Genomic DNA, 24393 nt, shown 5'->3' with positions numbered 1-24393 from the left:
CATTTTTAAAAATAACAAATTACTGTGTTAGTATATTTTGTGTCATATGCCTAATCCACTACTAAGACACATTCAAGAAAATAATATACAAGCATATTAGTCTATATTTTTTTGAATATGCCTAAATATTATTATACTACTGATATCTCTTTAATTTCATCATCAAGCATTAATACTATGTTGGTTCCTCTACCTGCACGATTTTGAAGCTTAATATCATCAACTCTTATATTTGTTTTTTGTTTAGCTTTTGATGTTAATAAGATTTCTTGATTTTTAGGCGATATAATTACCTTATTTCCATTTACTTCTAAATATTTAGATATATAAGTTCCAAAAACTACTTCATCTTCATCTCTTAAGCTAATTCCAGTAACTCCAGAAGCTACCTTACCCATTGTATTAACATTTTCAACAGGAAATCTTATTGCCATTCCTTTTTTAGTTATTATGATTAAATGTCCTAAAGTAGCCTTATTAATATCTGCACACACCATTTCATCATCTTCGGATTTTAATTTATAACAGCATTGCTTAAATCCATCACCTTCAAATTCTTTTAATAATGTCTTTTTGACTAATCCCCTTTTACTAAATGAATATACTGCTAGATTATCGTCATATGAAGATATTGAGAATATACTAATAACTCTCTCATTTTTTTCCAAATCTCCAATAAATGATTCCACTTTAATCTCATTTTCCATTACGTTTTTCATTAAAAATGCTGGTATTTTATATAAGTATCCCTTATTTGTAAACAAAGCTATATATTTCAAAGAATCAATTCTTATTTTTAATGAATCTTCTTTATTTTTTTTATATGATTTAAATGTATTCTTATCTGTAACTCCAATATTAAATTCAAAATATTCATTGTCCTTTGTGTCTTGCAATTCTACTATTTCATCATCTAATGAAAGATTAAATAATTGTATTGATAAAATATTCCTAGGAACATTTTCAAGTTCTGGTATTTCAACAATAAAATCTAAGCCTAACTTACTCTTGATTTTTAAGTAATTATCTCTTTCCTCAATATCTTTTATTATAACACTTAAAAGATTGTCACCTTCTCGTAGTTTTAATGCTTGAAGCTTTCCATATGAAGTTTCAAACTTTTCTAATGAAGTTTCTTTTATTCCACCTTTTTTTGTTATGAACCTAAACACCTTATTAGGATTAAAGTTATCTATTGATATTACATTAATTATTTTTTCATCCTCTAAACTTAATGCTTTTATTATTGTATCTATCCTCTCTCCTTTTTCTTTCCATTTATGTTCAGGTATATTAATACCCTTAACTTGATACATAAATCCTTTATCTGTAAATATAAGTAAACTATCTTTAGTATTAGAACTTATAAGGTGCTGCAATTCATCACCTTCTCTATAATCTATATCTTCTGGATTAAAGTTTGATCTGTTATAATTCTTAAGTGGCATTCTTTTAATAAAACCATCTCTAGATAAAGTAATCATAACTTCTTCAACTACTATCAATTCTTCAATATCAATTTTACTTTGACTATCATCTTCTATAATTACAGTTCTTCGTTCATCACTATATTTATCACATATTTCTTTTAATTCAAATTTTATTACTCTTAATAGCTCTTTCTCATCTGCTAATATCTTTTTAAGTCTTTTTATTATTTTTTCAAGTTCTTTATATTCTTTTTCAAATACTTTTATTTCAAGCCCTGTTAATCTGTATAACATAAGTTCTAATATAGCTTGGGCCTGATCTTCTGAAAATCCAAATTTATCTATTAAATTCTGAGAAGCATCTTTTTTAGACTTTGAACTTCTAATCGCTACTATTACTTCATCTAATACATCAATAGCTTTAATAAATCCTTCAACTATGTGGTATCTTTTTAATGCTACTTCAAGTTCTCTTTTACTTCTTCTTGTTACTATATCTTTTTGATGATTAACATAATACCGTATCATAGCCTTTAAACTCATTGTTTCAGGCTTTCCATCCGCTAAAGCTACCATATTAAAGTTTATATTGCATTGAAGATCTGTCTTTTTAAATAAATACTTTAATACTAGATCTACACTGTCTTCATTAGCTGCCTTTTTGAATTCAATTACTGCTCTTATTCCATTTCTATCAGATTCATCTCTAATGTCTGAAATTAATTCTAAAGCTTTAGAATGCCTCTTATCTCCTGTCATTTCTGAAATTGTTTGAAGTATTCTAGCTTTATTCCTCCTATATGGGAATTCAGTAATTACTATTCCAGGTCTTCCATTATCTAATATTTCAATTTTAGTTTTAGCCCTATATGCAACCTTACCAGTTCCTGTTTCATAAGCGGATATAAGAGAATTTTTTCCTATTAATATTCCGCCAGTAGGTAAATCTGGTCCTTTTATATAATTCATTAATTCCTTAGTAGAAATTTCGTTGTTATCTATATAAGCTAATACTCCATCTGTTACCTCACCTAAATTATGTGGTGGAATATTAGTTGCAAGTCCTACTGCAATACCAAAAGCACCATTTACTAATAGATTTGGATATCTGCTCGGCAATACCTTTGGTTCAAATTCACTATCTGAATAGTTTGGTACCATATCTACCGTATTTTTATCTATATCTCTTATCATTTCCATGGAAATAGAAGCAAGCCTAGCTTCTGTATAACGCATTGCAGCTGCATTATCTCCATCTATTGATCCCCAGTTGCCGTGACCATCAATCAGTGGAGCTCTAGTAGAAAAATCTTGTGCTAAAATAGTCATTGCATCATATACAGATGAATCTCCATGTGGATGGAACTTACCTAAAATATCTCCAACTATTCTTGCTGATTTATAATAAGGCCTATCTGGGAAAGCCTTTAGAAGATATGCTCCATAAAGAATTCTCCTATGTACCGGTTTTAATCCATCTCTTACATCCGGAAGTGCTCTATCTTTTGCAACCTCTATAGCATAAGGTAAATAATTTTCTGGCATAGCTTCTTCTAAAGGGATTCTAATTATATTATTATCCTTTGGGATAATTTGAACTTTCTTTGCCATAATATTTCTCCATTCTTACTTTAGTAATTTATCCAATTGCAACATTACCAACGCCTCCATCTTCTATCAAAGTTGGGGCTAAGCACTGCTACACACCTGAACAAGTTCTTCTAAGGCTCAGATGGAGAGAGTATTTCTCATAAAAAAGCTCCATCTAAACGTAAGAATCACTTAATAATGTCCCATTCACAATGTATTGTTAAAATTCTCTTGAAAATTTTAAAATATATATTTTTTAAAAACTCCCATAAGGGAGTTTTTTAATTAATTGTGCATTGAGCATTTTTTATTAGGAATATTTAAAAAAATAACTAGTCAAAATATTCCTTAGTTAAATTCTCCGTACTTATACATATAATTTTTTCTAGGTTCTACTATATCTCCCATCAAGAGTGATATCATCTTTTCAGCCTTTGCAGCATCTTCTATAGTTACCTGCATAAGTGTTCTAGTTGATGGATTTAAAGTAGTTTCCCATAATTGATCAGGATTCATTTCTCCAAGTCCTTTGTATCTTTGAATTAATGCTCCCTTTCCAATCTTCTTCTTAGCTGCCTCTAATTCATCATCACTATAAGCATATTTAATTGTTTCTCCACCCTTATTCACTTTATAGACCTTATATAATGGAGGTTGCGCTAAATAAAGATGTCCATTCGCTATTAAAGGTCTCATATATCTATAAATATAAGTCATCCATAATGTTCTAATATGATATCCATCAACATCAGCATCACTCATTATTATTATTTTATCGTATTTCATATCTTCTTGCTTATAATTTTCTAAGGTTCCAGTTCCAATAGCTGTATTAAATATTTTTAATTCCTCTGAAGCTAAAACATTTTCAAGCTTTTGCTTTTCTGTATTCATTATCTTTCCTTTAGAAGGCATTATAGTTTGAAATCTTCTATCTCTTGCTTGCTTTGCTGAACCTCCAGCCGAATCTCCCTCAACTACTATAAACTCATTAACAGTTTTGTCCTTTAGAGTACATACAGCCACTTTTCCAGCTAAAGGTGATGTTCCTATTCCAACTTTCTTCTTTTCTGCTTCATTTATTTTCTTGATTTTATCTCTTCTCTTTGCTGATTCTAAAGCATTATTAATTAAGACTGTTGCTAATGGCTTATTATCTTCAATCCATTCTGAAAATTTAGTATAAACTAAATCATTCATCATAGTATATGCTTCATTATTTCCAAGCTTTGTTTTAGTTTGTCCTTCAAATATAGGATTCGTAATCTTAATTCTAAGTATTGCAGTAATTCCTTCTCTTAAATCATTTCCTTCAAATTCTTTATCTTTTTCTTTAATTAAGTTAAGTTTTTTAGCCCATTCCTTAAAAGCTCTTGTCATTCCAGTTTTAAATCCTGTTTCATGGGTTCCAGCTTCAGTTGTAGGAATGTTATTTACATAACTTGCTATATATTCTGTTGAAGAATCTGTGAATTGAATACATACTTCTCCTTCCATTTGAATATTGTTTACTGTTCTTTCCCCATCAAACATAATAGGTGTATCATGAATTACTGTCTTACTCTCATTTAAATAATGAATAAAATCTAAAAGTCCATTTTCCGAATAATATTCTTTTTTAACTTCTTCATCTTTTCTTCTATCTATAAGTTCTAATCTAACACCTTTATTTTGAAATGCTAGTTCTTGTAGTCTACTATCTATAATATCAAATTTAAACTCCACTGTTGAAAAAATTTCATCATCTGGTTTAAAAGTAACTTTTGTTCCATTTTCTTTTGTATTGCCTATTATCTGTAACTTAGATACTGGAGTACCAGGCATGTTTTTCTTTAATTGCTTATCTAAAGCATACTCAAATCGTTGTCTATATATATTACCATTTTGATGAATTTCTACCTCAAGCCATTTTGATAACGCATTTACAACTGCTGCTCCAACACCATGAAGTCCACCAGAAGTTTTATAATTCTTATTATCAAATTTTCCTCCTGTATGCAATTCTGTAAATACCATTTCAACTCCAGATTTTTTCTTAACTGGATGTATCCCCGTAGGTATTCCTCTTCCATTATCACTAATTGTAATACTCTTATCTTCATTTAAAATTATACTTATTTTATCTCCAAATCCATTAGTTATTTCATCTATAGAGTTATCTATTATTTCCCATATACAATGATGTAAGCCTTTAGTTCCAGTAGAACCTATATACATTCCTGGTCTAATTCTTACTGGTTCTAATTTTTCTAAAGATGTTAAGTCGGTTACATCATAATTACTGTTTTTCAATTCCATAATATCCTCCTGTAGAACATATAGACAAATGTGTATATTTAGAATTAAGACATCTCCAAATAAATTACACAACTTACCTGTCCATAATATATTTAGTTAATTTTGATTTATTTAAGTTTACTTTGCCTATGTCTAGCCATTATAAAAATTACTTTATTATTTGATATGTATTATATACTTTAGGTTGAAAACCCTTTATTTTAACTTAATTAATCTTTTAATATTTAAATAAGCGAACTTATGTACTACTTCACTATAAGAATATACTTTATTTTACAACCAATGTCAAAATATAATACTTAGCCCTATTAAAAAATTTTCTATATTAACACAAAAATAAGAGCACTATATTATTTCGTTAAAGAATAAGACAATAAATCTTAAACCAACCTTTAATAAGCACTCTTTTATATTACTAATTATATAATATGTTTTTCACTGTTAGTAATTAAATTACACATCGTATATCTCAATGTTTCTAACATGTTTAGTATGATTCCATTCCTTATTATTCTTATTTAATATTCCTTGAATAGTAATTGGTATCCAAGTTACTGTATATAAGCCATATAATAAAAATCTAAAGAATAACACTAAGTTCTTTTTTCCTAAGAAAACTAATACCATAAGTAAAAAGATTAAATTAAATCCTAAAGTTACTAAAATGGAAACAGTATAACTTCCCATTCCTCTTAGTACGTAAGGAATAACAAATACATTACTTGAGTATAAAACCATCATAAATAAAAATGCTTTTGAAATTTTTTCTTCTAAAGCTAATATTAATGGTGTAATTAAAAATTGAACTAAAGCAAAAACCTTCCACCCGATATCACTAAATAAATAACTTAAAATAAATATATTTAAACCTGGTGAATCTACTTGTATTATTGTTAATATAGCTGATATAGCCAACATCAAAGTAGTAAATGGTTGTAGTACATATAAAGCACAATCAAAAATGTACCATTTTCTTTCTTTGATAGATTTCTTCACCAATTTAAAAAAGTATCTTGAAGCAACATCTGTAAAACCTTGCATCCATCTTTTTCGTTGAGTCCAAGATTGAGCCAATTTTAAAGGCTTTTCATCATAAATAATTGCATCATGAGCCCAGCCTACTTTTTCTCCATTTAAAACAAGCTTACATGTAAATTCTAAATCTTCTGTTAAGCAAGTAGCTCCCCAACCTAAATCTTTTAAAGTATTAGTATCTATAGCAAACCCTGTACCTCCAATTTGATTAGAAAATCCAACATTTGCCCTTGCTAATTGAAACATTCTATTTTGTGTCCAAAAAGCTATTGAATAAGCACATGCTATCCAAGAATCTTCAGGATTTTTACTGTCAATATACCCTTGTACAACTTTGTAACCTTGTGACATCTTAAAGTCAATTTCTTTTAAGAAATCTTTATGTACAAGATTATCAGCATCAAATATACCTATTGCATCATATTGTTTTTTCATTTTAAATAATTTTGCAAACATCCATTCTAGCGCATAACCCTTGCCTCTTTTATCTTTTTCAAATCTTTCACAAACATTTACTGAATATTTTTTTGCAATTTTAGCAGTATTATCAGTACAATTATCTGCTATTACAAAAATATCATACATATCTTTAGGATAATCAAGATTTAACATACTTTCTATAAGCCGACTAATAACTACTTCCTCATTATGAGCTGCAATTAATAAAGCAAACTTTTTCTTTGAAGTATAATCTTTTTTTTCTTTTTTTCTAAAAAGTCCTACAATACCTAAAACCATATAATAACATGTTAATGTAAAAATTAATATCTGAAATACAGCTGTTATGGTAAAAATGTATTTTCCCATCACATTCACTCCTAATGCTAAATGAAAATTATTTTTCATTTATTATTTTATATACACATTTTAACTACATCTTTATCTAATATATTTCAATATAAATAAAAAATCAAGTATGTATTTCTTAAAATAAAATTAAGATTGTTTAATTTGCGTTTTATGTAATCATTTACCATAATATTTTCATCTTTACAAATAACTAACTTTTTATAGTTATTTTAACTTTAAACTTTACTCTTCGGCACAAGAAAGAAAATAATAGACCAAAGATGCGTTGTATATTTGGTACAAGGGCAAGTTGGCAAGTTCAGTTAACAACAAGTTATTAGCTGAATTTTCCGACGCAGTATGACGCAAAATAGACAAGCATACTAGTCTATTTATTTTTTGAATGTGCCTTATATAAATATATTACCCTTATAGTAATATATTTATCAATAATTTTTTATATACTAACTTAGTTTTTTTATTTACTATATTTTAAAGCCTCTAAATTTTAAAAAATAAATTAATAAATTTAGAGGCTAGGTAAATTTTATACTTTTATATTCTTTTTAATTTTTATTATACAATTCCTTGAGCCATCATAGCTTCTGCTACTTTCATAAATCCAGCTATGTTTGCGCCCATTAATATATTTCCTTCATGTCCATACTCATGTGCTGCATTTTTTGCATTATGATAAATATTTTTCATTATTTCTTGAAGTTTTTCATCTACTTCCTCAAATGTCCATGATAATCTCATGCTATTTTGTGACATTTCAAGAGCTGAACAGGCAACTCCACCTGCATTAGCAGCCTTTGCTGGCCCAAATAATACATTATTACTTTGGAATACATCAATAGCAACTAATGTTGAAGGCATATTAGCACCTTCTGCCACTACTTTAACTCCATTTTGGACTAGTATCTTAGCAGCTTCTTCATCTATTTCTTCTTGAGTTGCACAAGGAAGAGCGATATCACATTTGATTTTCCAAATGTTTTTGCATCCGTCTTCATATTTGGCACTAGGTACAGAATGTAAATATTCCTTGATTCTTCCTCTTTTTATTTCTTTGATCTCCTTAACTACATCTAAGTTAATTCCATTTTCATCATAAATATATCCATTTGAATCACTTAAAGCCACAACTTTAGCTCCTAATTCTTGAGCCTTTTGTGTTGCATAAATAGCAACATTTCCAGATCCTGAAATAACAACAGTTTTCCCTTCAAAACTCGTTTTATTATCTTTTAACATTTCATCTGTGAAGTATACTAAGCCATATCCTGTAGCTTCAGTTCTAGCCAAACTTCCTCCAAATGTTAATCCTTTTCCTGTTAAAACAGCTTGTTCACTTAAAGATTTTAATTTTTTATAATATCCATAAAGATATCCTATCTCTCTTCCACCGACACCAATATCGCCAGCTGGGACATCCATATTTCCACCAATGTATTTATATAATTCTGCCATAAAACTTTGACAAAATCTCATAATTTCATTATCTGACTTTCCTTTAGGATTAAAGTCAGAGCCTCCTTTTCCTCCACCTATTGGTAATCCAGTTAAAGAGTTTTTAAATATTTGTTCAAATCCTAAGAATTTAACTATACTTAAATTAACTGAAGGATGAAGTCTTAGACCCCCTTTATATGGTCCTATTGCACTATTAAATTGAACTCTAAATCCTCTATTTACTTTTACATTTCCATTATCATCTACCCATGGAACTCTAAAAATAATTTGTCTTTCTGGTTCAACTATTCTTTCAAGTAAAGCTGCTCTCATAAATTCTGGATGTTTATCAAATACTGGTACTAAGGAATTTAGTACTTCTGTAGCTGCATCTATGAATTCTTTTTCTCCTGGATTTGTTTTGTTAATTTCCTTTAATACACCATCAACATATTGTTTTGCTTCCATATTAAATTCATCTCCTTAAAATTTACACTCAATTAAGGCATTGTAAAATAAATAACTAGTCAAATATTCGTAAATTTTTTTGAACTAGACAAGGAAGACAATGCTTTAAATTTTGTAATTATTATATAATAATACATTAAATTCAATATCTTTGCCATAAAATTATATATATTAGTTAAATTTTATCAATTCATCACTATATTTACTGTTTTGTTATTAATTATTAAATATCTTTCCTTTACATATAATTAAAATAAGATATGAAGAAATTACTCCACCAATAAACCCTCCAATATGTCCAAGATTATCTATATTAGCTACTCTTAAACCAATCATTAAATTGAATACTATTAAACCTATTAAATTTGATATATATCCCTTTTCTATTTTATGTCTTTCCCTTATTCCAAATACTAGTATTGCTCCTAAGAGTCCAAATATTCCACCTGAAGCTCCTACAGATATAGTATATTTATTAATTAAAAGACCTAACAAGCTTGATGTTATACAAGCTATAAAATATATAGTTAAATAACTTTTTATACCATAAATCTTTTCAACTTGTGGCCCTAATATATATAATGCATACATATTAAAAGCTATATGAACTATTCCTCCATGTAAAAATGCACAAGTTAACAATCTCCAAATTTCACCTTGATAAATAAACTCATTATATTTTGCTCCAAACTTTATCAACACATTTATATCAATAGAGAATATATTTTTAGATAATATTGCAGTTATTATAAAAATTATAATATTTATAACAATCAATATAAGTGTACTTAGTTTGTTTTTCTTGAATTTATCTGCTTTAAATTGTTTTTTGTTATTAACTTTGTTAATTATATTTTTTAGTGGAGTACATAAATCATCACATAAAATCTCACTGTAATCTTTTTCATTTATGACTATCTTATTTACATAAGAATAGTTATTTCCTATATATTCTCCATTTGATAAAACAACTAAATTAAATAAAAATGGTTTTTTTAATGTTTTAACATATTCAAGAGCTTCTTGAAGATTTATTTCTTCATCTTCCTCTCTGGTTACTAACACACAATATATTCCGTCTTTTAATTCCTTAATTCCAATAAAATATTCTTCTTTATGAAAATTACTAAAATATTGTTTCATATAAAAATTTTCTTTATCAATTAAATATTTATACAAATTTTTCTCTAAATCTTTCATTTCCTCTTGCTATACCCCCTTTAAATATTGATTCTGTTTTAAAATCGTGTTGATATTGTTACATAGCCAATATTTTTTATTTTAATAAAATAGGCTGCCTTAAACTTTTTATTTTAAGACAGCTCTTTATATATACTATATATTCTAACCTCACATTTAAAACAAATTCTTAAATTTTAAAATTCTGAGTATTAGGCACATGAAAGAAAATAATAGACCAAAGATGCATCGTATATTTGGTGTCAGGCAAGGAGACAAGTTCAGTTAATAGCAAGTTATTATCTGAATTGGTCGACGCAGTATGACGCAAAATAGACAAGCATACTGATCTATTATTTTTTTGAATGTGCCTTATATCATAAGTTTATTAAATTATGATATATTATTTTATTCTTCTTTTAAAATAATACTTAGGCATCTTCAAAAACAACTGGTGAATAATCTACTATATTGGACTGTTGTTTTTTTAGATGCGTTATTTATTAAATTTATACATACTTTATTTACTTATCTATCATATTTAATAATTCATTGAACCTTTTTATTGTTGCTTCTATTGGCGCATCAGTAGTCATATCTACTCCTGCATTTTTTAATATATTTATTGGATAATCACTTCCTCCAGCTTTTAAGAAACTCTTATATTTTGGTACTGCTTCTTCTTTTCCTTTAAGTATTGAATTAGAAAAAGCTGAGGCAGCTGCATATCCTGTAGCATATTGATACACATAAAAATCGGAATAAAAGTGAGGAATTCTTGACCATTCTACATTAATCTCCTCATCAATTATTATCTTATCACCAAAATACTTAACATTTAAATCATGCCATGCCTTATTGTAATCTTCTGCAGTTAATGGAACTCCTTTTTCTAAAGTATCATGAGTATATAATTCAAACTCTGCAAACATTAACTGTCTAAATACTGTAGTTCTTATTTGTTCTAATTCTTGATTAATTAGATACATTTTCTTCTTTTCATCAGTTTCTTGTTCTATTAAATAATGAATTAATAACGATTCATTCGTTGTTGAAGCAACCTCTGCACAAAATAGTGTATATCCTGCATAATAATATGGTTGTTCTTTTCTTGAATAATATGAATGAATTGAATGACCCATCTCATGAGCTAAGGTAGAAACATCATTTAACTCATTGTTATAGTTCAATAGAACATAAGGCATAGTATCATAACCACCCCAAGAATATGCTCCGCCCTTTTTACCTTTATTCTCATATATATCCATCCAACCATCTTCTATTCCGCTTTTAAATATATTTAAATATTCATCACCTAATGGTTTTAATGCTTGTAATATTGTTTTTACTCCATCATTAAATTGAACTTTTTCTTTTGGAGTTTCAATAACTGGAACATATAAATCATACATATGAATTTCATCTAATCCTAAAAGTTTCTTTTTTATATCTATATATCTGTGAAGAGAATCTAAATTATTATCCATAACCTTTATTGCATTTCTATATACATCTAATGGTATGTTATTAGGCTTTAATGAAGCTTCTAAAGCAGAATTATACTTTCTAACTTTACTACTAAAGTTAAAATTTTTGATTGAACAAGTTAAAGAAGTTGCTAATGTATTTTGAAGTTTTTTATATTCTCCAAATAATTGTTTAAATGCAATTTTTCTAACTTCCCTATCCTTACTTCTTATAAAAGATGAGTAATTTCCTTCTGTTAGCTCTACCTCTTTTCCTTCTTCATTTTTTATCTTGCCAAACGTCATATCTGCATTTGTTAAAATATTGTGAATGGCTGCTGGGGCATCTAAGCAGTCTGAAGCTAGTGCTAATAATTCTTCCATATCTTTTGTTAATACATGAGGTTTTTCTTTTAAAATATCATCAAATAAAAATTTAAATTTCTTTAATTCATCTAACCTTTTTATTTCTTTTTCGATAAATCCATCTTCTAAACTTAAAATTTCCGGAACAAAAAATGCTGTATATCCTGAAAATTCTGCCATATATATATCAATCTTGCTCATTAAACTTTGATAAGTTGAATTTGAAGTATCCTCATCAGATTTTAAATGTGCATAAACATATAAAACCTCTGCTTTTCTTGATATTTTCTCATTAATTTTTAAATATTCTAATATGCTTTCTCCACTTGTTAAATTACCTGAGAACTCCTTTAATCTAGGAGCTTCTTTTTTTAATTCCTCAAAATCTTTTTCCCACTCTTTAAGATTTTGATATATTTTTTCTACTTTCCACTTAAACTTAGGATCAATTTCTGCTCTTTTTTTTAATTCTTCCATCTGTTTCCTCCTTAAAACTTGATTCATAATTTACATATTTATAAACTCATTTCTCTAGGTTTATTAAGAATAATTTAAGCATCTGTTATTTATTAGGTTCTTATAGATAAATTATTCTATGCATATAAAAGAAAATACCCTATGTCATAAAATTTTAACTAAACTTAAGAATCACTTGATTCCATATATTCTTCTTTCTTATCTTTAATCTTTTCCCACACATTATTCATTTCCTTTTCAATTAAAGATACACATTCTTGTATCTTTTCTTTCATAATTGCAAAATCATCTTGATATTTAAATTTTATAATATATGTAGGGTCGTATTCATCTAAATCCTCTTCAATTTCATATCCTCTTTCTACAAAAGCTTCTGTGTTAAACAAATCATATATAGCTGAATATTCCCATTCTTCTACATTTTTATTAGTATCAAAATACATATTTACTATTCCATCTAAAACATAAAGTTTTTTAACAAAAACCCCACCTTCATTAACTTCAAAACTTCCTAGTTCGCTTTTTATAAATCCTGTTTCTTTATCTTTTTCTATTAATACTAAACTTGAAAAATCCATAATTGCACCATCCTTTTAATGTTTATTTTTCCATTATAATAACTACATTATAAATATATTCTATCCAAATAGGCAATAGAGATTCTTTCTTTATTAATTTTTTTCCAATAAAATACATATAAATTATTTTATTTATTGTAAAATTATGGTAATATTATCAAATAAATAAGTAATATTTAAGAAGGTGTTTTTATGGAGAAAAAAAATATATCACAAATTAATAGACAAAAAAAGTGTATACGTAAACGCAAGAAAAAAATCAATATGAAAAAACGCTTTAGACTACTTTTATCATTATTAGCTATAATAATTTCTTCCTTTTTTATAACTAAACAACTTTATATTTCAAATAAATGTACAGATCTATCATACTCAGTAGAACATAACTTCACTACTGGCTTAGATAGCAAAAATAAGCTTTTAAGAGTTCAAGAAATGTCATTAGTATATTGTGATGGAGAAACTGCTGTAGTTGAAGCCTCTGGACTTTCTAAATCTGACCCTCATAAAAAAACATCTATAAAGGGGAATTTCAAAAAAATTAAAGATAGTTCATGGATTTTGCAAGAATCTTATCCTGTAACTGCTTCCATAGATTAGTACATCGTTTTAAAAATAACTAATCAATATGATCATCTATTTTGCGCATACTTTGTTATATGTAATTCACTAATAGTTACTAATATCAGTGAACTACATATACCTATATAGCGTAAAATATACATAATATGTTGCACTATTACTTTTTTAAGATGCCTAATAAACCTAAGTAATAGTTGCAACTAATTTGCAAGTGAGTATATAATATATTTAGGAATTTGAAAAATACTACTTTATTCTGTAACTTTAAGGAGTTGATTGTTTTTTGATCAATATAAATGATTTATCATTTTCATATACAAATAAATCAGAACCACTTTTAAAAGATATTAATATTAAAATTCCAAATGGTATTTATTTATCTATATTAGGTGAAAATGGAAGTTGTAAAAGTACTTTAGTAAAACTTATATTAGGTCTTTTAAAACCTAATTCTGGCTCTATTAATTTGGACTTTAATAAAATTTCATACGTTCCTCAAAGATTAGATAATTTTAATGCTCAATTCCCTATAACAGTAAGAGAAATATTATCAACTCATGCTAAAATTATGGGAATAAGGGATTTTAATGAAATTAAAAATTCATTAAATAAAGTTAATATGGATGATTTTGAAAATAACTTAATTGGAAATCTATCTGGAGGACAACAACAAAGAATTTTTATTGCAAGAGCTTTAATAGGTGATCCTGATTTAATAATATTAGATGAACCTTCAACAGGAGTCGATGAAAAGAGTCAAAATGAAATATATCCATTATTAAAAAATTTAAATAAAAATTTTGGAAAAACAATAATTTCAGTTGAACACAATACTAAAATTGCACTTAAGTATTCCAGTCATATTTTAAAAATACATAATGGAATCCTTAATTTATACACAAAAGATGATTTTATTAAACATCTTAAATCTGAGCAACAAAACTCTTTTGCTATTTAAAATATTGGGCATATTCTAAAAAATAACAACTCAGTATAGATAGTTTATTTTCTATCATACTACGTCAGGATGTTTGTCTAATAGGTGGGTTATTAATCAAACATCCTTGCCTGATGCAAAATATACATCACATCTTTGACTCGTTATTTTTTTTCTTATACCTTATAAAATATTTTTTAGCTTAAAATCAAGTTTTTTTATTTAGAAATTTAGAAATTTAGAAAGGTACTTCTCCATATGTTTGAATTAAATTTTATGCAAAATGCCTTTATGGCAGGATTTATTGTCTCTATATTATGTCCATTTATCGGACTTTTTATTGTACTTAGAAGAAATTCTATGATTGGTGATACATTATCCCATTCATCTTTCGCAGGAGTAGCTATAGGCCTTGTAATAGGAGTAAATCCCCTACTTACAGCTTTTTTATTTACTTCACTTTGTGCTATTATAATAGAATTTTTAAGAGATTATTATAAAAAATATGCTGAATTAGTTATGTCTATCGTTTTAACTTTAAGTTTAAGTATTGCAATTATTCTAATAAGTAGTGGTAAAGCTTCAGCTAAAGTAGATTCATTTTTATTTGGTAGTATTTTAACTGTAACAAAATCTGATATATTATTAATAACTATCATCGGTGGTATATGTTTATTAATATTATTATTTATTTATAATAAATTAATTTATGTAACATTTGATGAAAGTGGTGCAAAGACTATTGGTATTAATGTTAAACTTATAAATTACATATTTACATTACTTGTTGGTGCTACTATATCTCTTTCAATAAGAATTATGGGTATTTTAGTAGTGTCCTCTATTATAGTTGTTCCAGTAGCAACTGCTATGCAATTAAAAAAAGGATTTAATAAAACTCTGATTTTTTCAATGCTATTTGGATTTTTAGATGTTATGATAGGCCTTGTATTATCTTATTATATAAATAGTGCTCCCGGAGGTACAATAGCTTTAACATCTGTTATAATGCTCATATTGACTTTAATATTCACAAACAGTACAAAATCTCAATAAGAGATTATTTTAAAAAATAATAGAGAGGCTGTGTTAAATACATTATGTATTTAACACAGCCTCTCTATTCAATATCTATGTAAATTTAGTTTAAGTATAATTTACATAGATATTACATAATCAAAAAAAACTATAATTTTACTCTTCAAATCAATATGAGTTTAGTTTCATTTAAGGCACATTAAAATAAATAATAAATCAGTATGCAACATATTATTTCTTCTTACAGTCTTTGCAAATACCTTTTAAAACAAGATTATGCTCTGTTAACGTAAATCCTGTTTTATTTTGTACCATTTCTTCTATTTGTGTCATAGGACATGGAATTTCAACTTCTTTATGACAAACATCACATTCTAAAAAATGCATATGCGTTTTTTTCTTAAGTCTATAAGAAAATACCGCATCTTCAAGAACTATTTTATCTATAATTCCTTTTTCATCAAACAACTCTAAAGTCCTATAAATTGTACTTAAATTAATATTTATATGATTTCCCTTACATATTTGATATATCTTTTCTGCACATAAACTAACATCAAAAGTTTTTAATATATGTAATATTTCAACTCTTCCTTTAGTAACTTTTATATTCTTTATTTTTAAAAAATCTTTTAATTCCATTGCTGTATATCCCCTAAAAAATATTATTAATTATATTATAACATATAGAATATTGGGTAGCACAATTAAAAAAATATCATTTTACATGCAAATAATATTAATGCCAAACCACCTAAAAAGTTAGCATACTTAGTGACAAATTTAAGTTTCTTAATATATCTACAAATAAAAAATCCTAATGTACAAATAAACAAAGTAATTAAACCAATCAGTAATGAATTAACCATAAGAATCAAATTACTTCCTAAATGATGAAAAACTGTAAATCCAATAACTAAAGCATCTATACTAACTGATATTCCAAGTATTATACAAGTACTATTTTTTATTAAAACGTCACTCTCCTCATTTTTAATTCCATCAAATATCATAAGTACACCTACAATACCAATTATTATTCCACCACAAACAGAAGAAATACTAATAATATACGTATCAAATAAATATCCTAGTCCTCCCCCAATATATGCAAATAAAAACTGAAAAACTGAAAAAGATAATATAAACTTAATCTTATTTCTTTTTGTAAGCATTGAACTTAATCCTATACTTAAAGTTATTCCAAACGCATCCATAGATAAAGCAATTCCTATCATAATAACTTCACTTAAACTCATATTTCTCACTTTCCTATCTATTATTTTTTAATAATTCCCTATATTAATAATAATTAAGAAATTTAAAATATATGCAAAAAAACTAAAAAAGTCTTTATTAAATGTTTTTTTTATTGTATATTATTAAATAGAGTATTACTAATGGCTAATTAGTATATCACATTTGAACTAATTAGTTTAAAAAGGAGCGTTTTTTAATGTCAAATTGTATCATAGCACAATCAGGGGGTCCTACATCTGTTATTAATGCTAGTGTAGTTGGCCTAATAAATAGTAATAAAGAACTTAAAGCCTTTGACAAAGTTTATGGAGGTTTAAACGGTATTGAAGGAATTTTAAATAAAAATATAATTAATCTTTCATCAATCGATGAAAATCAAATATATAATTTTAGATATACTCCATCTTCTGGTTTAGGTTCTTGCAGATATAAATTGCAAGATTTAAATAATTCTTCAGACGAATATGAAAAATTAATGCAAATACTTAAAGAATATGATATAACATCATTTTTTTATGTAGGTGGAAATGATTCTATGGACACTATTGCAAAGCTTTCAGCCTATGCTAAAGATAATAATATTGATATAACATTTATTGGTATCCCTAAAACTATCGATAATGATTTAATGTTTACTGATCATACACCGGGATTTGGTAGTGCAGCAAAATTTATTACTACATCTGTGTTAGAAACTTATTTAGATGCATCAGTTTATATTAATAATGGTATATTTATCTTAGAAACTATGGGAAGAGATACAGGATGGCTTGCTGCTTCAGCATGCATATCAAAAATTGACAATAAGCCTGTAGCTGATTTCATATATCTTCCTGAAACAATCTTTGATAAAGATAAATTTATTAATGATGTTAAAGAAAGATTTGAAAAACAAAATAAGGTTTATATAGTTGTTTCAGAAGGTATTAAAAATAAAGATGGTAGATTTGTATCTGAATTCAACTGTGTTTCTAATGATAAATTTGGACATGCTCAATTAGGTGGAGTTGGACAATGCTTAAGAGAATTAATACTTAAAGAAGGCTTTACTACAAGAGTAAAAGCTTTAGAACTTGGAATACTCCAACGTTGTGCTATGCATTGTTCCTCTGATAGAGATTTAGAGGAATCATATAAAGTTGGATATTTAGCTTTAAAATATGCACTTGAAAACGAAACTGGTAAAATGGTTGCTATAAAACGTGAATTAGGTTCTGAATATAAAGCTTCTTATTTTTTAGTGGATGCTGATAAAATAGCTAATAATGTTAGATACTTTCCTACAGAATGGATTAATGATGAAGGTAATTTTGTAACTGAAGAAGCCTTATCTTATTTTGAGCCTTTAATAGAAGGTATTCCTACTTTAAACTTTGAAAATAATTTACCAAAGTATAAAGTTTTTAATAATTAACCAATACCCACATAAGGCATATTCAAAAAAATAGCAAGTCAACATGGCTAGTATATTTTCTTTCTTATGCCTAAATAAAAAATGGGGACTCTATAGATTTTGTCTATGAGTTCCCTTAATAACATTATTTTAAACTTCCTGAAGCAATATCTTCTACTGCATTTAAAAATAAGTCTACTTCTCTTATAGAATTATATGGTGCAAAACTTACTCTTACCATTCCTGGCATTTTTTTATTGCAATCGCTTAAAAAACATTTTGCTTCTTCTTCAGTTACATCCATAAGTCTTCTGCAATATGGATGTGCACAAAACCATCCGTGTCTCACTGAAATACCCCTTTTCTTAGCTAGCATTTCTGCTACATCTCGATGGTAAAGCCCATCTATATTAAAAATTGTAATTCCAAGCCTATCGTCAATATTTTCAATATCTCCATAATTTATTACCTGTGGTATACTTTTTAACCCTTGTAACGTTCTCTTTAAAAGAATACTCTCATGTTCTCCAATAAAAGAATACTGAATAGCTCTTATCATCTTTAAGGAATTAACTAAAGCCATTACACCTAAAAAATTTGGTGTTCCAGCTTCATTTTTTTCAGGTGGGCCAAAATACTTGACTTCATTATCTAATACTAATTCCACAGTTCCCCCACCCAAATAATCTGGAACTGAATTAACAAAATCTTCTTTCAACCCTATTATTGCTCCTACTCCAAATGGTGAATATATTTTATGAGAAGAAAATACCAAAAAATCAATTTGTTCTTCCTCACAGTTCCCACTAATATTAATTTCTTTGTGCGCTACAAGTTGTGCAGCATCTATTATTATTTTAGCTCCATACTTATGAACTATTTTAGCTATTTCATGAATATCATTAACATATCCAGTTACATTAGAAGCTCCAGTTAAAGATACATATTTTATTTTTCCAAAATTACTCTTTAGTTTTTTTTCTAATTCTTCAAATTTAAGTCTTCCATTTTTATCAACTTCAATATAATCTACTTTGCCTCTGCTTCTCCAAGGTAGATCATTTGAATGGTGCTCCATTCTAGAGATAAGAACTACTTCATCATCTTCTTTTATTAAAGTTTTTGATAATTTATTTAAAGCTTCCGTTGTATTATTTACATATATTACAACATATTTTTCCCTATTCTTTATATGAAAAAAATCCATTAAAAAGCTCTTGGATTCATAATATAATTCAGTAGATATTTCTGCTTTTTGACCAGTGCCTCTACCTATAGATGCATAGGTTTTGCTAAGCTTTTTCATATATGAGAAGCTTGATTTAAAAACAGGAGTTGTAGCTGCATTATCAAAATTTATAGCCTCTATACTATTCCCCTTATAATCATAAACTTTTTCATCTATTCCAAAAAATAAATCTCTAATCTCCTTCTGATTTTTTATCCTCATATACATCTCCTCCAATATATCCTATTCACTCTAGTTATTTATTGTGTCATCATAAACACATTCTGAAATAATGTAATATATATATATATTGGTTCATATTATAAAAGGTAACAAATAGTCATTTAATTTCATATATTTAATAAGGAAATATAGGGAGGTAATATAAAAAATGAGACCTGATAAAAAATATATGGCTACAGACTCTAACGATACTTCTGATATTAATTTCGTTCCATTAAAATCATACTATAACTCTGAGTATAAATTATCGTCATTAACACCTTTTATAGATATGAATAATTCAATTTTCAATAACAATTATACTCATAATAATCAATTTCAACGGGCTTTTAGTAATTATGAAATGCCTAGTTCTGTTCCTATATCTACAACAAACTCTAATGTAGAAAATAATTCAAATAATAATGATAGCTATTTGAACTTATTTCCATCTGAAACAAGTGAATCTGAGTTGTATTCTTATTATAATGCCCTAAATAAGAATATAACAAATACTAACACAAATGAAAATTCAAGTATGAGAATACTAACTCCAGAAGAAATCTTGAGAAATTTTGATCTTGATCTTGATGAAAATATAGATTTAGAAAGAGCTTGCTGCAATAATGACATTAATAAGATTTATTCAGAAATTGAAAAAAAGCACCCAGCTATACTAAGCACTCTTTCTGCTTATAAAATTCCTTATCCAATTTCAAGAGTTATTATTAAAAGATTAATAAAATTATCATTAAACTATTGTAGTAAAGAGTAGGTGAGTTAAATGCTTTTATTTAGAAATTCATTACCTGATCTAATGTCTAATATTAGATTTATACACGCTATACCTAGTGCTCCAAATGTTGATATATATGCTAATGGATCTTTATTATACTCTAATCTTGCTTTTGGACAAGTTACGGAATATATGTATTTAGCACCTGGAAAATATAATATACAATTATATAAAACTTCTACTTATGATGATCCAATAATTTCAATGTCTATTGAGTTATTGCCAAATAATATGATTACTATTAATATAACTTACCAAAATAAAGAAATAAAATTCTTCACTGTAAATGATACTATAACTAGTAGTAATCCTTTATTATCATTTGTAAGATTTATTAATCTTTCACCTAATTCACCATTGTTGTCTTTAATGTTACCTGAAGGAACAGTGCTTTTTAGTGAATCAGCATACTTGGAGACAAATGAATATTATCCAATATCTCCTGGTATATACAATTTTATTGTATCATCTTCTGATAATAGCTTCAGTAAGTTTATAAGTAATATTGACTTACAAAAAGGTGTATTTATAACAATATATATTGTTGGATTGATGAATGATTCTCCTCAAGTAGGATATATACTTATTAAAGATGGCGTCGATAAAAAAATGGCTATTAAAAAATAGTTTAGATATCCAAAGTGCACCAGCTAAATAAGTTATACACAGTCTTTTCAGTTGTATATAACTTAAGGCATATTCAAAAAAATAACAAGTCAGTATACTAGTTTTTTTGCATCATACTGTGTCGATAAGTTTAGCTAATAGACAAACTATGAGATAATTTTTTTCCTTGCCCTTACACAATATATTCGTTGCATCTTTGACTTGTTATTTTATTCCATATGCCTGATTTAGTGCACCCAACTTAATTCTCTACTTTAATCATTGATAAAATTTTCTTAAATAATATTGGTTTTATACTTTCTATATCTGTTGGTTCTTTAAATATAATCGTAGTAAAGCAAACACTTCCAACAAGTTCAATTATCATAAATAATGTCATCTCTGCTTCTTCTTTACTCATTCCTTCATTAACTAAGTTTGTAATGAATATATCAGTTACCTTTCTTACTTGCTCATATTCTTCAGGTTTCATTATAGCTTTTCTATATAAACCCCAAGATATATTTTTATTTATAATTTTAAGAAGTAATACATTATTTTTTAGATTAGTTATTATATGATCTATAAAAAATAATGTCCTTTCTCCAAAACATTTAATTGATTCATTAGCTGTTGCCTCTAAAGCTTCACTTAATATATAATTACTTTTTTTAAGAATAAGTTTATTTAAAATATCATATTTATCTTTAAAATAAAGATAAAAAGTCCCTTTTGCAACTCCAGCTTGCTTTACTATGTCATTTATAGCAGTCTTTTCTATCCCTTGTTTAAGAAAAAGCTCATAAGCAGCAGAAAATAATTGTTTTTCTTTTAGTTGTTTCTTTTTTGTAATTCTATCATTTTTTTCATTATTAAATTCCATTTTGATTCCTCCATATATATTAGGCATATTAAAAAAAGTAATAAGTTAGTATGCTAGTCTATTTTGTGTTACATGATAAATAAGCTATGAGCCAAGCATGCATCCTTGCTATGCAAAATATACATCACATCTTCTACTCGCTATTTTCTTTCATATGCATAATGCCTCAAATTGATATACATATTATAAAATAGTATAATAATATAAGGCTTGTGATTTTTTCACCATAATTAAATATATATATTTAATTATAACAATAAAACGTTGGAGGATAAATGATGATTGTTTTAAGTTGCAAAGATATAAGTAAAAGTTATGGAATATGTGATATTTTAAAAGATGTAACCTTTTCTGTTAATGAAGGAGATAAAATAGGAATAATTGGTTCAAATGGGGAAGGAAAGTCAACTCTGTTTAAAATACTTTCAAAGGAAATCCTTCAAGATAATGGTGAAATTTTTATAGATAAAAATAAATCTTTAGGATATTTATCACAGCATTTAAATTTAAATTTAAATAATACTATCTATGAAGAAATGTTAACAGTTTTTGATGATCTTATAAGATTAGAAAATAAACTTTCTAATTTACAAATAAAAATGAGTGAACCCTATGATGAAAATAATTCTATTTACCATGAAAAAATTTTCAAAGATTATACTACCTCTCAAGACTTGTATGAAAATAGAGGTGGTTATACTTATAAAGGTGAAATTTCCCGTATAGTTAAAGGGCTTGGCTTTAGTGAAGATGATTTTGAAAAATCAATTTCAAAACTAAGTGGAGGACAAAAAACTAGAGTTGCGCTTTGTAAATTATTACTTTTAAAGCCAGATATATTATTACTTGATGAACCTACAAACCACTTGGATTTAGATGCTATTGAGTGGCTTGAAGAATATTTAAAAAATTATAAAGGTACTGTTCTTGTAATATCACATGATAGGTATTTTTTAGATTCTGTTACAAACACAACTTTTCAAGTTATAAATGGACATGTAAATTGTTATAACGCATCTTATACTAAATATCTAGATTTAAAAGAAAAAGATTATGAAATCAAACTAAAAGCCTATAACTTACAACAATCTGAAATTAAAAGACAAGAAGCTATTATTGAAAAATTTAGATCTTTTAATAGAGAAAAAAGTATTAAAGCTGCTGAAAGTAGAGAAAAAGTGCTTGATAAGATTGAATTAATTGATGCTCCAGATGAAGAAAAATCAGGTTCTAAAATAAATTTTCAGACATCCGTAAAAAGTGGCTATGATGTTCTTCATATAGAAAAGCTTTCAAAAAGTTATGGTGACAAAAAATTATTTTCAGATTTATCACTTGATTTAAAACGTGGAGAAAAGCTTGCCTTAATTGGCGAAAATGGACGTGGCAAAACAACTCTATTTAATATTATAATGGATAAAGTTAAAAGTGATACTGGTATAAAAGTGTTAGGTGCTAATGTTAATGTTGGTTATTATGACCAAGAACAATCCAACCTTAGCTTGGATAAAACTATAATAAATGAAGTCTGGGATGACTTTCCTGAATTAACTACAACACAAATAAGAAATATTCTTGCTTCTTTCTTATTCACTGGTGATGATGTATTTAAAACCATAGATAAATTAAGTGGTGGAGAAAAATGTAGAATTAACTTGTTAAAGTTAATGTTATCAAAATCTAATCTTCTCCTTTTAGATGAGCCTACTAATCACTTGGATATTCCATCTAGAGAAGCTCTTGAAGAAGCAATTTTAAGCTATGACGGTACCTTAATGGTAATATCTCACGATAGATACTTTTTAAACAAAGTGATTCATAGGATATTAGAATTAACAGAAACTGGTGTAATTGGTTATCTAGGAAATTATACTTATTATGCTGAAAAGAAAAAAAATCCTCAAAGATTTGAAAGTTACAATGAGATAAATTCTACCAAAACCAAAACTCAATTAAATGAAGAAAAAAAGAAAAAGAGAGCCTTAGATAAAGAGCTTAAAATTCATCAAAACAAGATAAAAAATATTGAAGAAATAATAAGTAAAAATGAAGAAGAACTAGAAAAACTTCATGCAGAATTATGTAAAGAATGTATTTATTCTGTACCTTCTGAAAGTGAACGAGTTAATAAAGAGATTAAAATTAAAGAAAAGACTATTGAAGACCTTTATGAAGAATGGGAAGAATTCTCTAGTATGTAATTTATCTTGGTATTAGATTTATGTATATCCTATATATTACAATACATAAGAAAATTACAATTTATAAATAAAGCATCATAAAAAAATAGACTAGTTATTTTTTGGTGATGCTTAAG

Annotated in this window: 18 protein-coding genes; 7 read left to right on the top strand and 11 right to left on the bottom strand. The window is 26.8% G+C overall.

Annotated features, from left to right (window positions below):
* Positions 1–131: 131 nt before the first annotated feature.
* From BM027_RS15895 to BM027_RS15865, 7 genes are all read right to left on the bottom strand, one after another.
* A complete protein-coding gene (locus tag BM027_RS15895) occupies positions 132–3041 on the bottom strand; it encodes a DNA topoisomerase IV subunit A (RefSeq protein ID WP_090094011.1) in 2910 nt (969 codons plus the stop codon).
* Positions 3042–3368: 327 nt separating this feature from the next.
* Positions 3369–5318: a DNA gyrase/topoisomerase IV subunit B gene (locus tag BM027_RS15890; RefSeq protein ID WP_090094008.1), complete on the bottom strand. Its 1950-nt coding sequence runs from the start codon at positions 5316–5318 to the stop codon at positions 3369–3371.
* Between the two features lie 453 nt (positions 5319–5771).
* On the bottom strand, positions 5772–7160 hold the full coding sequence (locus BM027_RS15885) for a glycosyltransferase family 2 protein (protein WP_090094006.1): 1389 nt from the start codon (positions 7158–7160) through the stop codon (positions 5772–5774).
* Between the two features lie 558 nt (positions 7161–7718).
* The gene (gene gdhA / locus BM027_RS15880) at positions 7719–9065 is read right to left on the bottom strand and encodes an NADP-specific glutamate dehydrogenase (protein WP_090094003.1); all 1347 of its coding nucleotides are present in this window, start codon (positions 9063–9065) and stop codon (positions 7719–7721) included.
* 216 nt (positions 9066–9281) lie between these two features.
* Positions 9282–10265 (bottom strand): rhomboid family intramembrane serine protease, encoded by a 984-nt coding sequence (locus BM027_RS15875; protein ID WP_090094001.1) that lies wholly within the window; start codon positions 10263–10265, stop codon positions 9282–9284.
* Between the two features lie 503 nt (positions 10266–10768).
* Entirely contained in the window at positions 10769–12553 is a 1785-nt protein-coding gene (pepF, locus tag BM027_RS15870) for an oligoendopeptidase F (protein ID WP_090093996.1), read from the bottom strand.
* Positions 12554–12717: 164 nt separating this feature from the next.
* The gene (locus BM027_RS15865; protein ID WP_090093989.1) at positions 12718–13131 is read right to left on the bottom strand and encodes a DUF6762 family protein; all 414 of its coding nucleotides are present in this window, start codon (positions 13129–13131) and stop codon (positions 12718–12720) included.
* 192 nt (positions 13132–13323) lie between these two features.
* Here BM027_RS15865 and BM027_RS15860 point away from each other — a divergent pair, with 192 nt between their 5' ends.
* From BM027_RS15860 to BM027_RS15850, 3 genes are all read left to right on the top strand, one after another.
* Positions 13324–13731, top strand: a complete 408-nt coding sequence (locus tag BM027_RS15860; RefSeq protein ID WP_090093986.1) for a hypothetical protein — start codon at positions 13324–13326, stop codon at positions 13729–13731.
* Positions 13732–13996: 265 nt separating this feature from the next.
* On the top strand, positions 13997–14671 hold the full coding sequence (locus BM027_RS15855; protein WP_090093983.1) for a metal ABC transporter ATP-binding protein: 675 nt from the start codon (positions 13997–13999) through the stop codon (positions 14669–14671).
* Between the two features lie 237 nt (positions 14672–14908).
* A complete protein-coding gene (locus BM027_RS15850; protein ID WP_090093980.1) occupies positions 14909–15706 on the top strand; it encodes a metal ABC transporter permease in 798 nt (265 codons plus the stop codon).
* A gap of 213 nt (positions 15707–15919) precedes the next feature.
* On the opposite strand, the gene BM027_RS15845 is transcribed toward BM027_RS15850, so the two are convergent.
* Complete coding sequence (locus BM027_RS15845) at positions 15920–16330, bottom strand: Fur family transcriptional regulator (RefSeq protein ID WP_090093977.1); 411 nt, start codon at positions 16328–16330, stop codon at positions 15920–15922.
* Between the two features lie 65 nt (positions 16331–16395).
* A complete protein-coding gene (locus BM027_RS15840; RefSeq protein ID WP_090093975.1) occupies positions 16396–16947 on the bottom strand; it encodes a manganese efflux pump MntP in 552 nt (183 codons plus the stop codon).
* A 197-nt stretch (positions 16948–17144) separates the two neighbouring features.
* On the opposite strand from BM027_RS15840, the gene BM027_RS15835 reads away from it, so the two are divergent.
* Positions 17145–18362, top strand: coding sequence for a 6-phosphofructokinase (locus tag BM027_RS15835; RefSeq protein ID WP_090093972.1), 1218 nt, complete (start codon positions 17145–17147; stop codon positions 18360–18362).
* A gap of 124 nt (positions 18363–18486) precedes the next feature.
* On the opposite strand, the gene BM027_RS15830 is transcribed toward BM027_RS15835, so the two are convergent.
* Entirely contained in the window at positions 18487–19791 is a 1305-nt protein-coding gene (locus BM027_RS15830) for an aminotransferase class V-fold PLP-dependent enzyme (protein ID WP_090093969.1), read from the bottom strand.
* A 169-nt stretch (positions 19792–19960) separates the two neighbouring features.
* Here BM027_RS15830 and BM027_RS15825 point away from each other — a divergent pair, with 169 nt between their 5' ends.
* Positions 19961–20566: a hypothetical protein gene (locus BM027_RS15825; protein ID WP_090093967.1), complete on the top strand. Its 606-nt coding sequence runs from the start codon at positions 19961–19963 to the stop codon at positions 20564–20566.
* 9 nt (positions 20567–20575) lie between these two features.
* Entirely contained in the window at positions 20576–21214 is a 639-nt protein-coding gene (locus BM027_RS15820) for a DUF4397 domain-containing protein (RefSeq protein ID WP_090093965.1), read from the top strand.
* A gap of 241 nt (positions 21215–21455) precedes the next feature.
* Here BM027_RS15820 and BM027_RS15815 read toward each other — a convergent pair whose 3' ends face one another.
* Entirely contained in the window at positions 21456–22076 is a 621-nt protein-coding gene (locus tag BM027_RS15815; protein ID WP_090093962.1) for a TetR/AcrR family transcriptional regulator, read from the bottom strand.
* Between the two features lie 278 nt (positions 22077–22354).
* Here BM027_RS15815 and BM027_RS15810 point away from each other — a divergent pair, with 278 nt between their 5' ends.
* Entirely contained in the window at positions 22355–24277 is a 1923-nt protein-coding gene (locus BM027_RS15810; protein WP_090093959.1) for an ABC-F family ATP-binding cassette domain-containing protein, read from the top strand.
* Positions 24278–24393: the final 116 nt, after the last annotated feature.

Source organism: Clostridium uliginosum, assembly GCF_900112485.1.
Taxonomy (GTDB): domain Bacteria; phylum Bacillota; class Clostridia; order Clostridiales; family Clostridiaceae; genus Clostridium; species Clostridium uliginosum.
This window is presented reverse-complemented; position numbering and strand designations above follow the sequence as displayed.

What these genes read in the sequence shown, in the direction of transcription:
- BM027_RS15895 (WP_090094011.1), bottom strand. Translation starts at nt 3,041, where the DNA reads ATGGCAAAGAAAGTTCAAATTATCCCAAAGGATAATAATATAATTAGA.
- BM027_RS15890 (WP_090094008.1), bottom strand. Translation starts at nt 5,318, where the DNA reads ATGGAATTGAAAAACAGTAATTATGATGTAACCGACTTAACATCTTTA.
- BM027_RS15885 (WP_090094006.1), bottom strand. Translation starts at nt 7,160, where the DNA reads ATGGGAAAATACATTTTTACCATAACAGCTGTATTTCAGATATTAATT.
- gdhA (WP_090094003.1), bottom strand. Translation starts at nt 9,065, where the DNA reads ATGGAAGCAAAACAATATGTTGATGGTGTATTAAAGGAAATTAACAAA.
- BM027_RS15875 (WP_090094001.1), bottom strand. Translation starts at nt 10,265, where the DNA reads ATGAAAGATTTAGAGAAAAATTTGTATAAATATTTAATTGATAAAGAA.
- pepF (WP_090093996.1), bottom strand. Translation starts at nt 12,553, where the DNA reads ATGGAAGAATTAAAAAAAAGAGCAGAAATTGATCCTAAGTTTAAGTGG.
- BM027_RS15865 (WP_090093989.1), bottom strand. Translation starts at nt 13,131, where the DNA reads ATGGATTTTTCAAGTTTAGTATTAATAGAAAAAGATAAAGAAACAGGA.
- BM027_RS15860 (WP_090093986.1), top strand. Translation starts at nt 13,324, where the DNA reads ATGGAGAAAAAAAATATATCACAAATTAATAGACAAAAAAAGTGTATA.
- BM027_RS15850 (WP_090093980.1), top strand. Translation starts at nt 14,909, where the DNA reads ATGTTTGAATTAAATTTTATGCAAAATGCCTTTATGGCAGGATTTATT.
- BM027_RS15845 (WP_090093977.1), bottom strand. Translation starts at nt 16,330, where the DNA reads ATGGAATTAAAAGATTTTTTAAAAATAAAGAATATAAAAGTTACTAAA.
- BM027_RS15840 (WP_090093975.1), bottom strand. Translation starts at nt 16,947, where the DNA reads ATGAGTTTAAGTGAAGTTATTATGATAGGAATTGCTTTATCTATGGAT.
- BM027_RS15835 (WP_090093972.1), top strand. Translation starts at nt 17,145, where the DNA reads ATGTCAAATTGTATCATAGCACAATCAGGGGGTCCTACATCTGTTATT.
- BM027_RS15830 (WP_090093969.1), bottom strand. Translation starts at nt 19,791, where the DNA reads ATGAGGATAAAAAATCAGAAGGAGATTAGAGATTTATTTTTTGGAATA.
- BM027_RS15825 (WP_090093967.1), top strand. Translation starts at nt 19,961, where the DNA reads ATGAGACCTGATAAAAAATATATGGCTACAGACTCTAACGATACTTCT.
- BM027_RS15820 (WP_090093965.1), top strand. Translation starts at nt 20,576, where the DNA reads ATGCTTTTATTTAGAAATTCATTACCTGATCTAATGTCTAATATTAGA.
- BM027_RS15815 (WP_090093962.1), bottom strand. Translation starts at nt 22,076, where the DNA reads ATGGAATTTAATAATGAAAAAAATGATAGAATTACAAAAAAGAAACAA.
- BM027_RS15810 (WP_090093959.1), top strand. Translation starts at nt 22,355, where the DNA reads ATGATTGTTTTAAGTTGCAAAGATATAAGTAAAAGTTATGGAATATGT.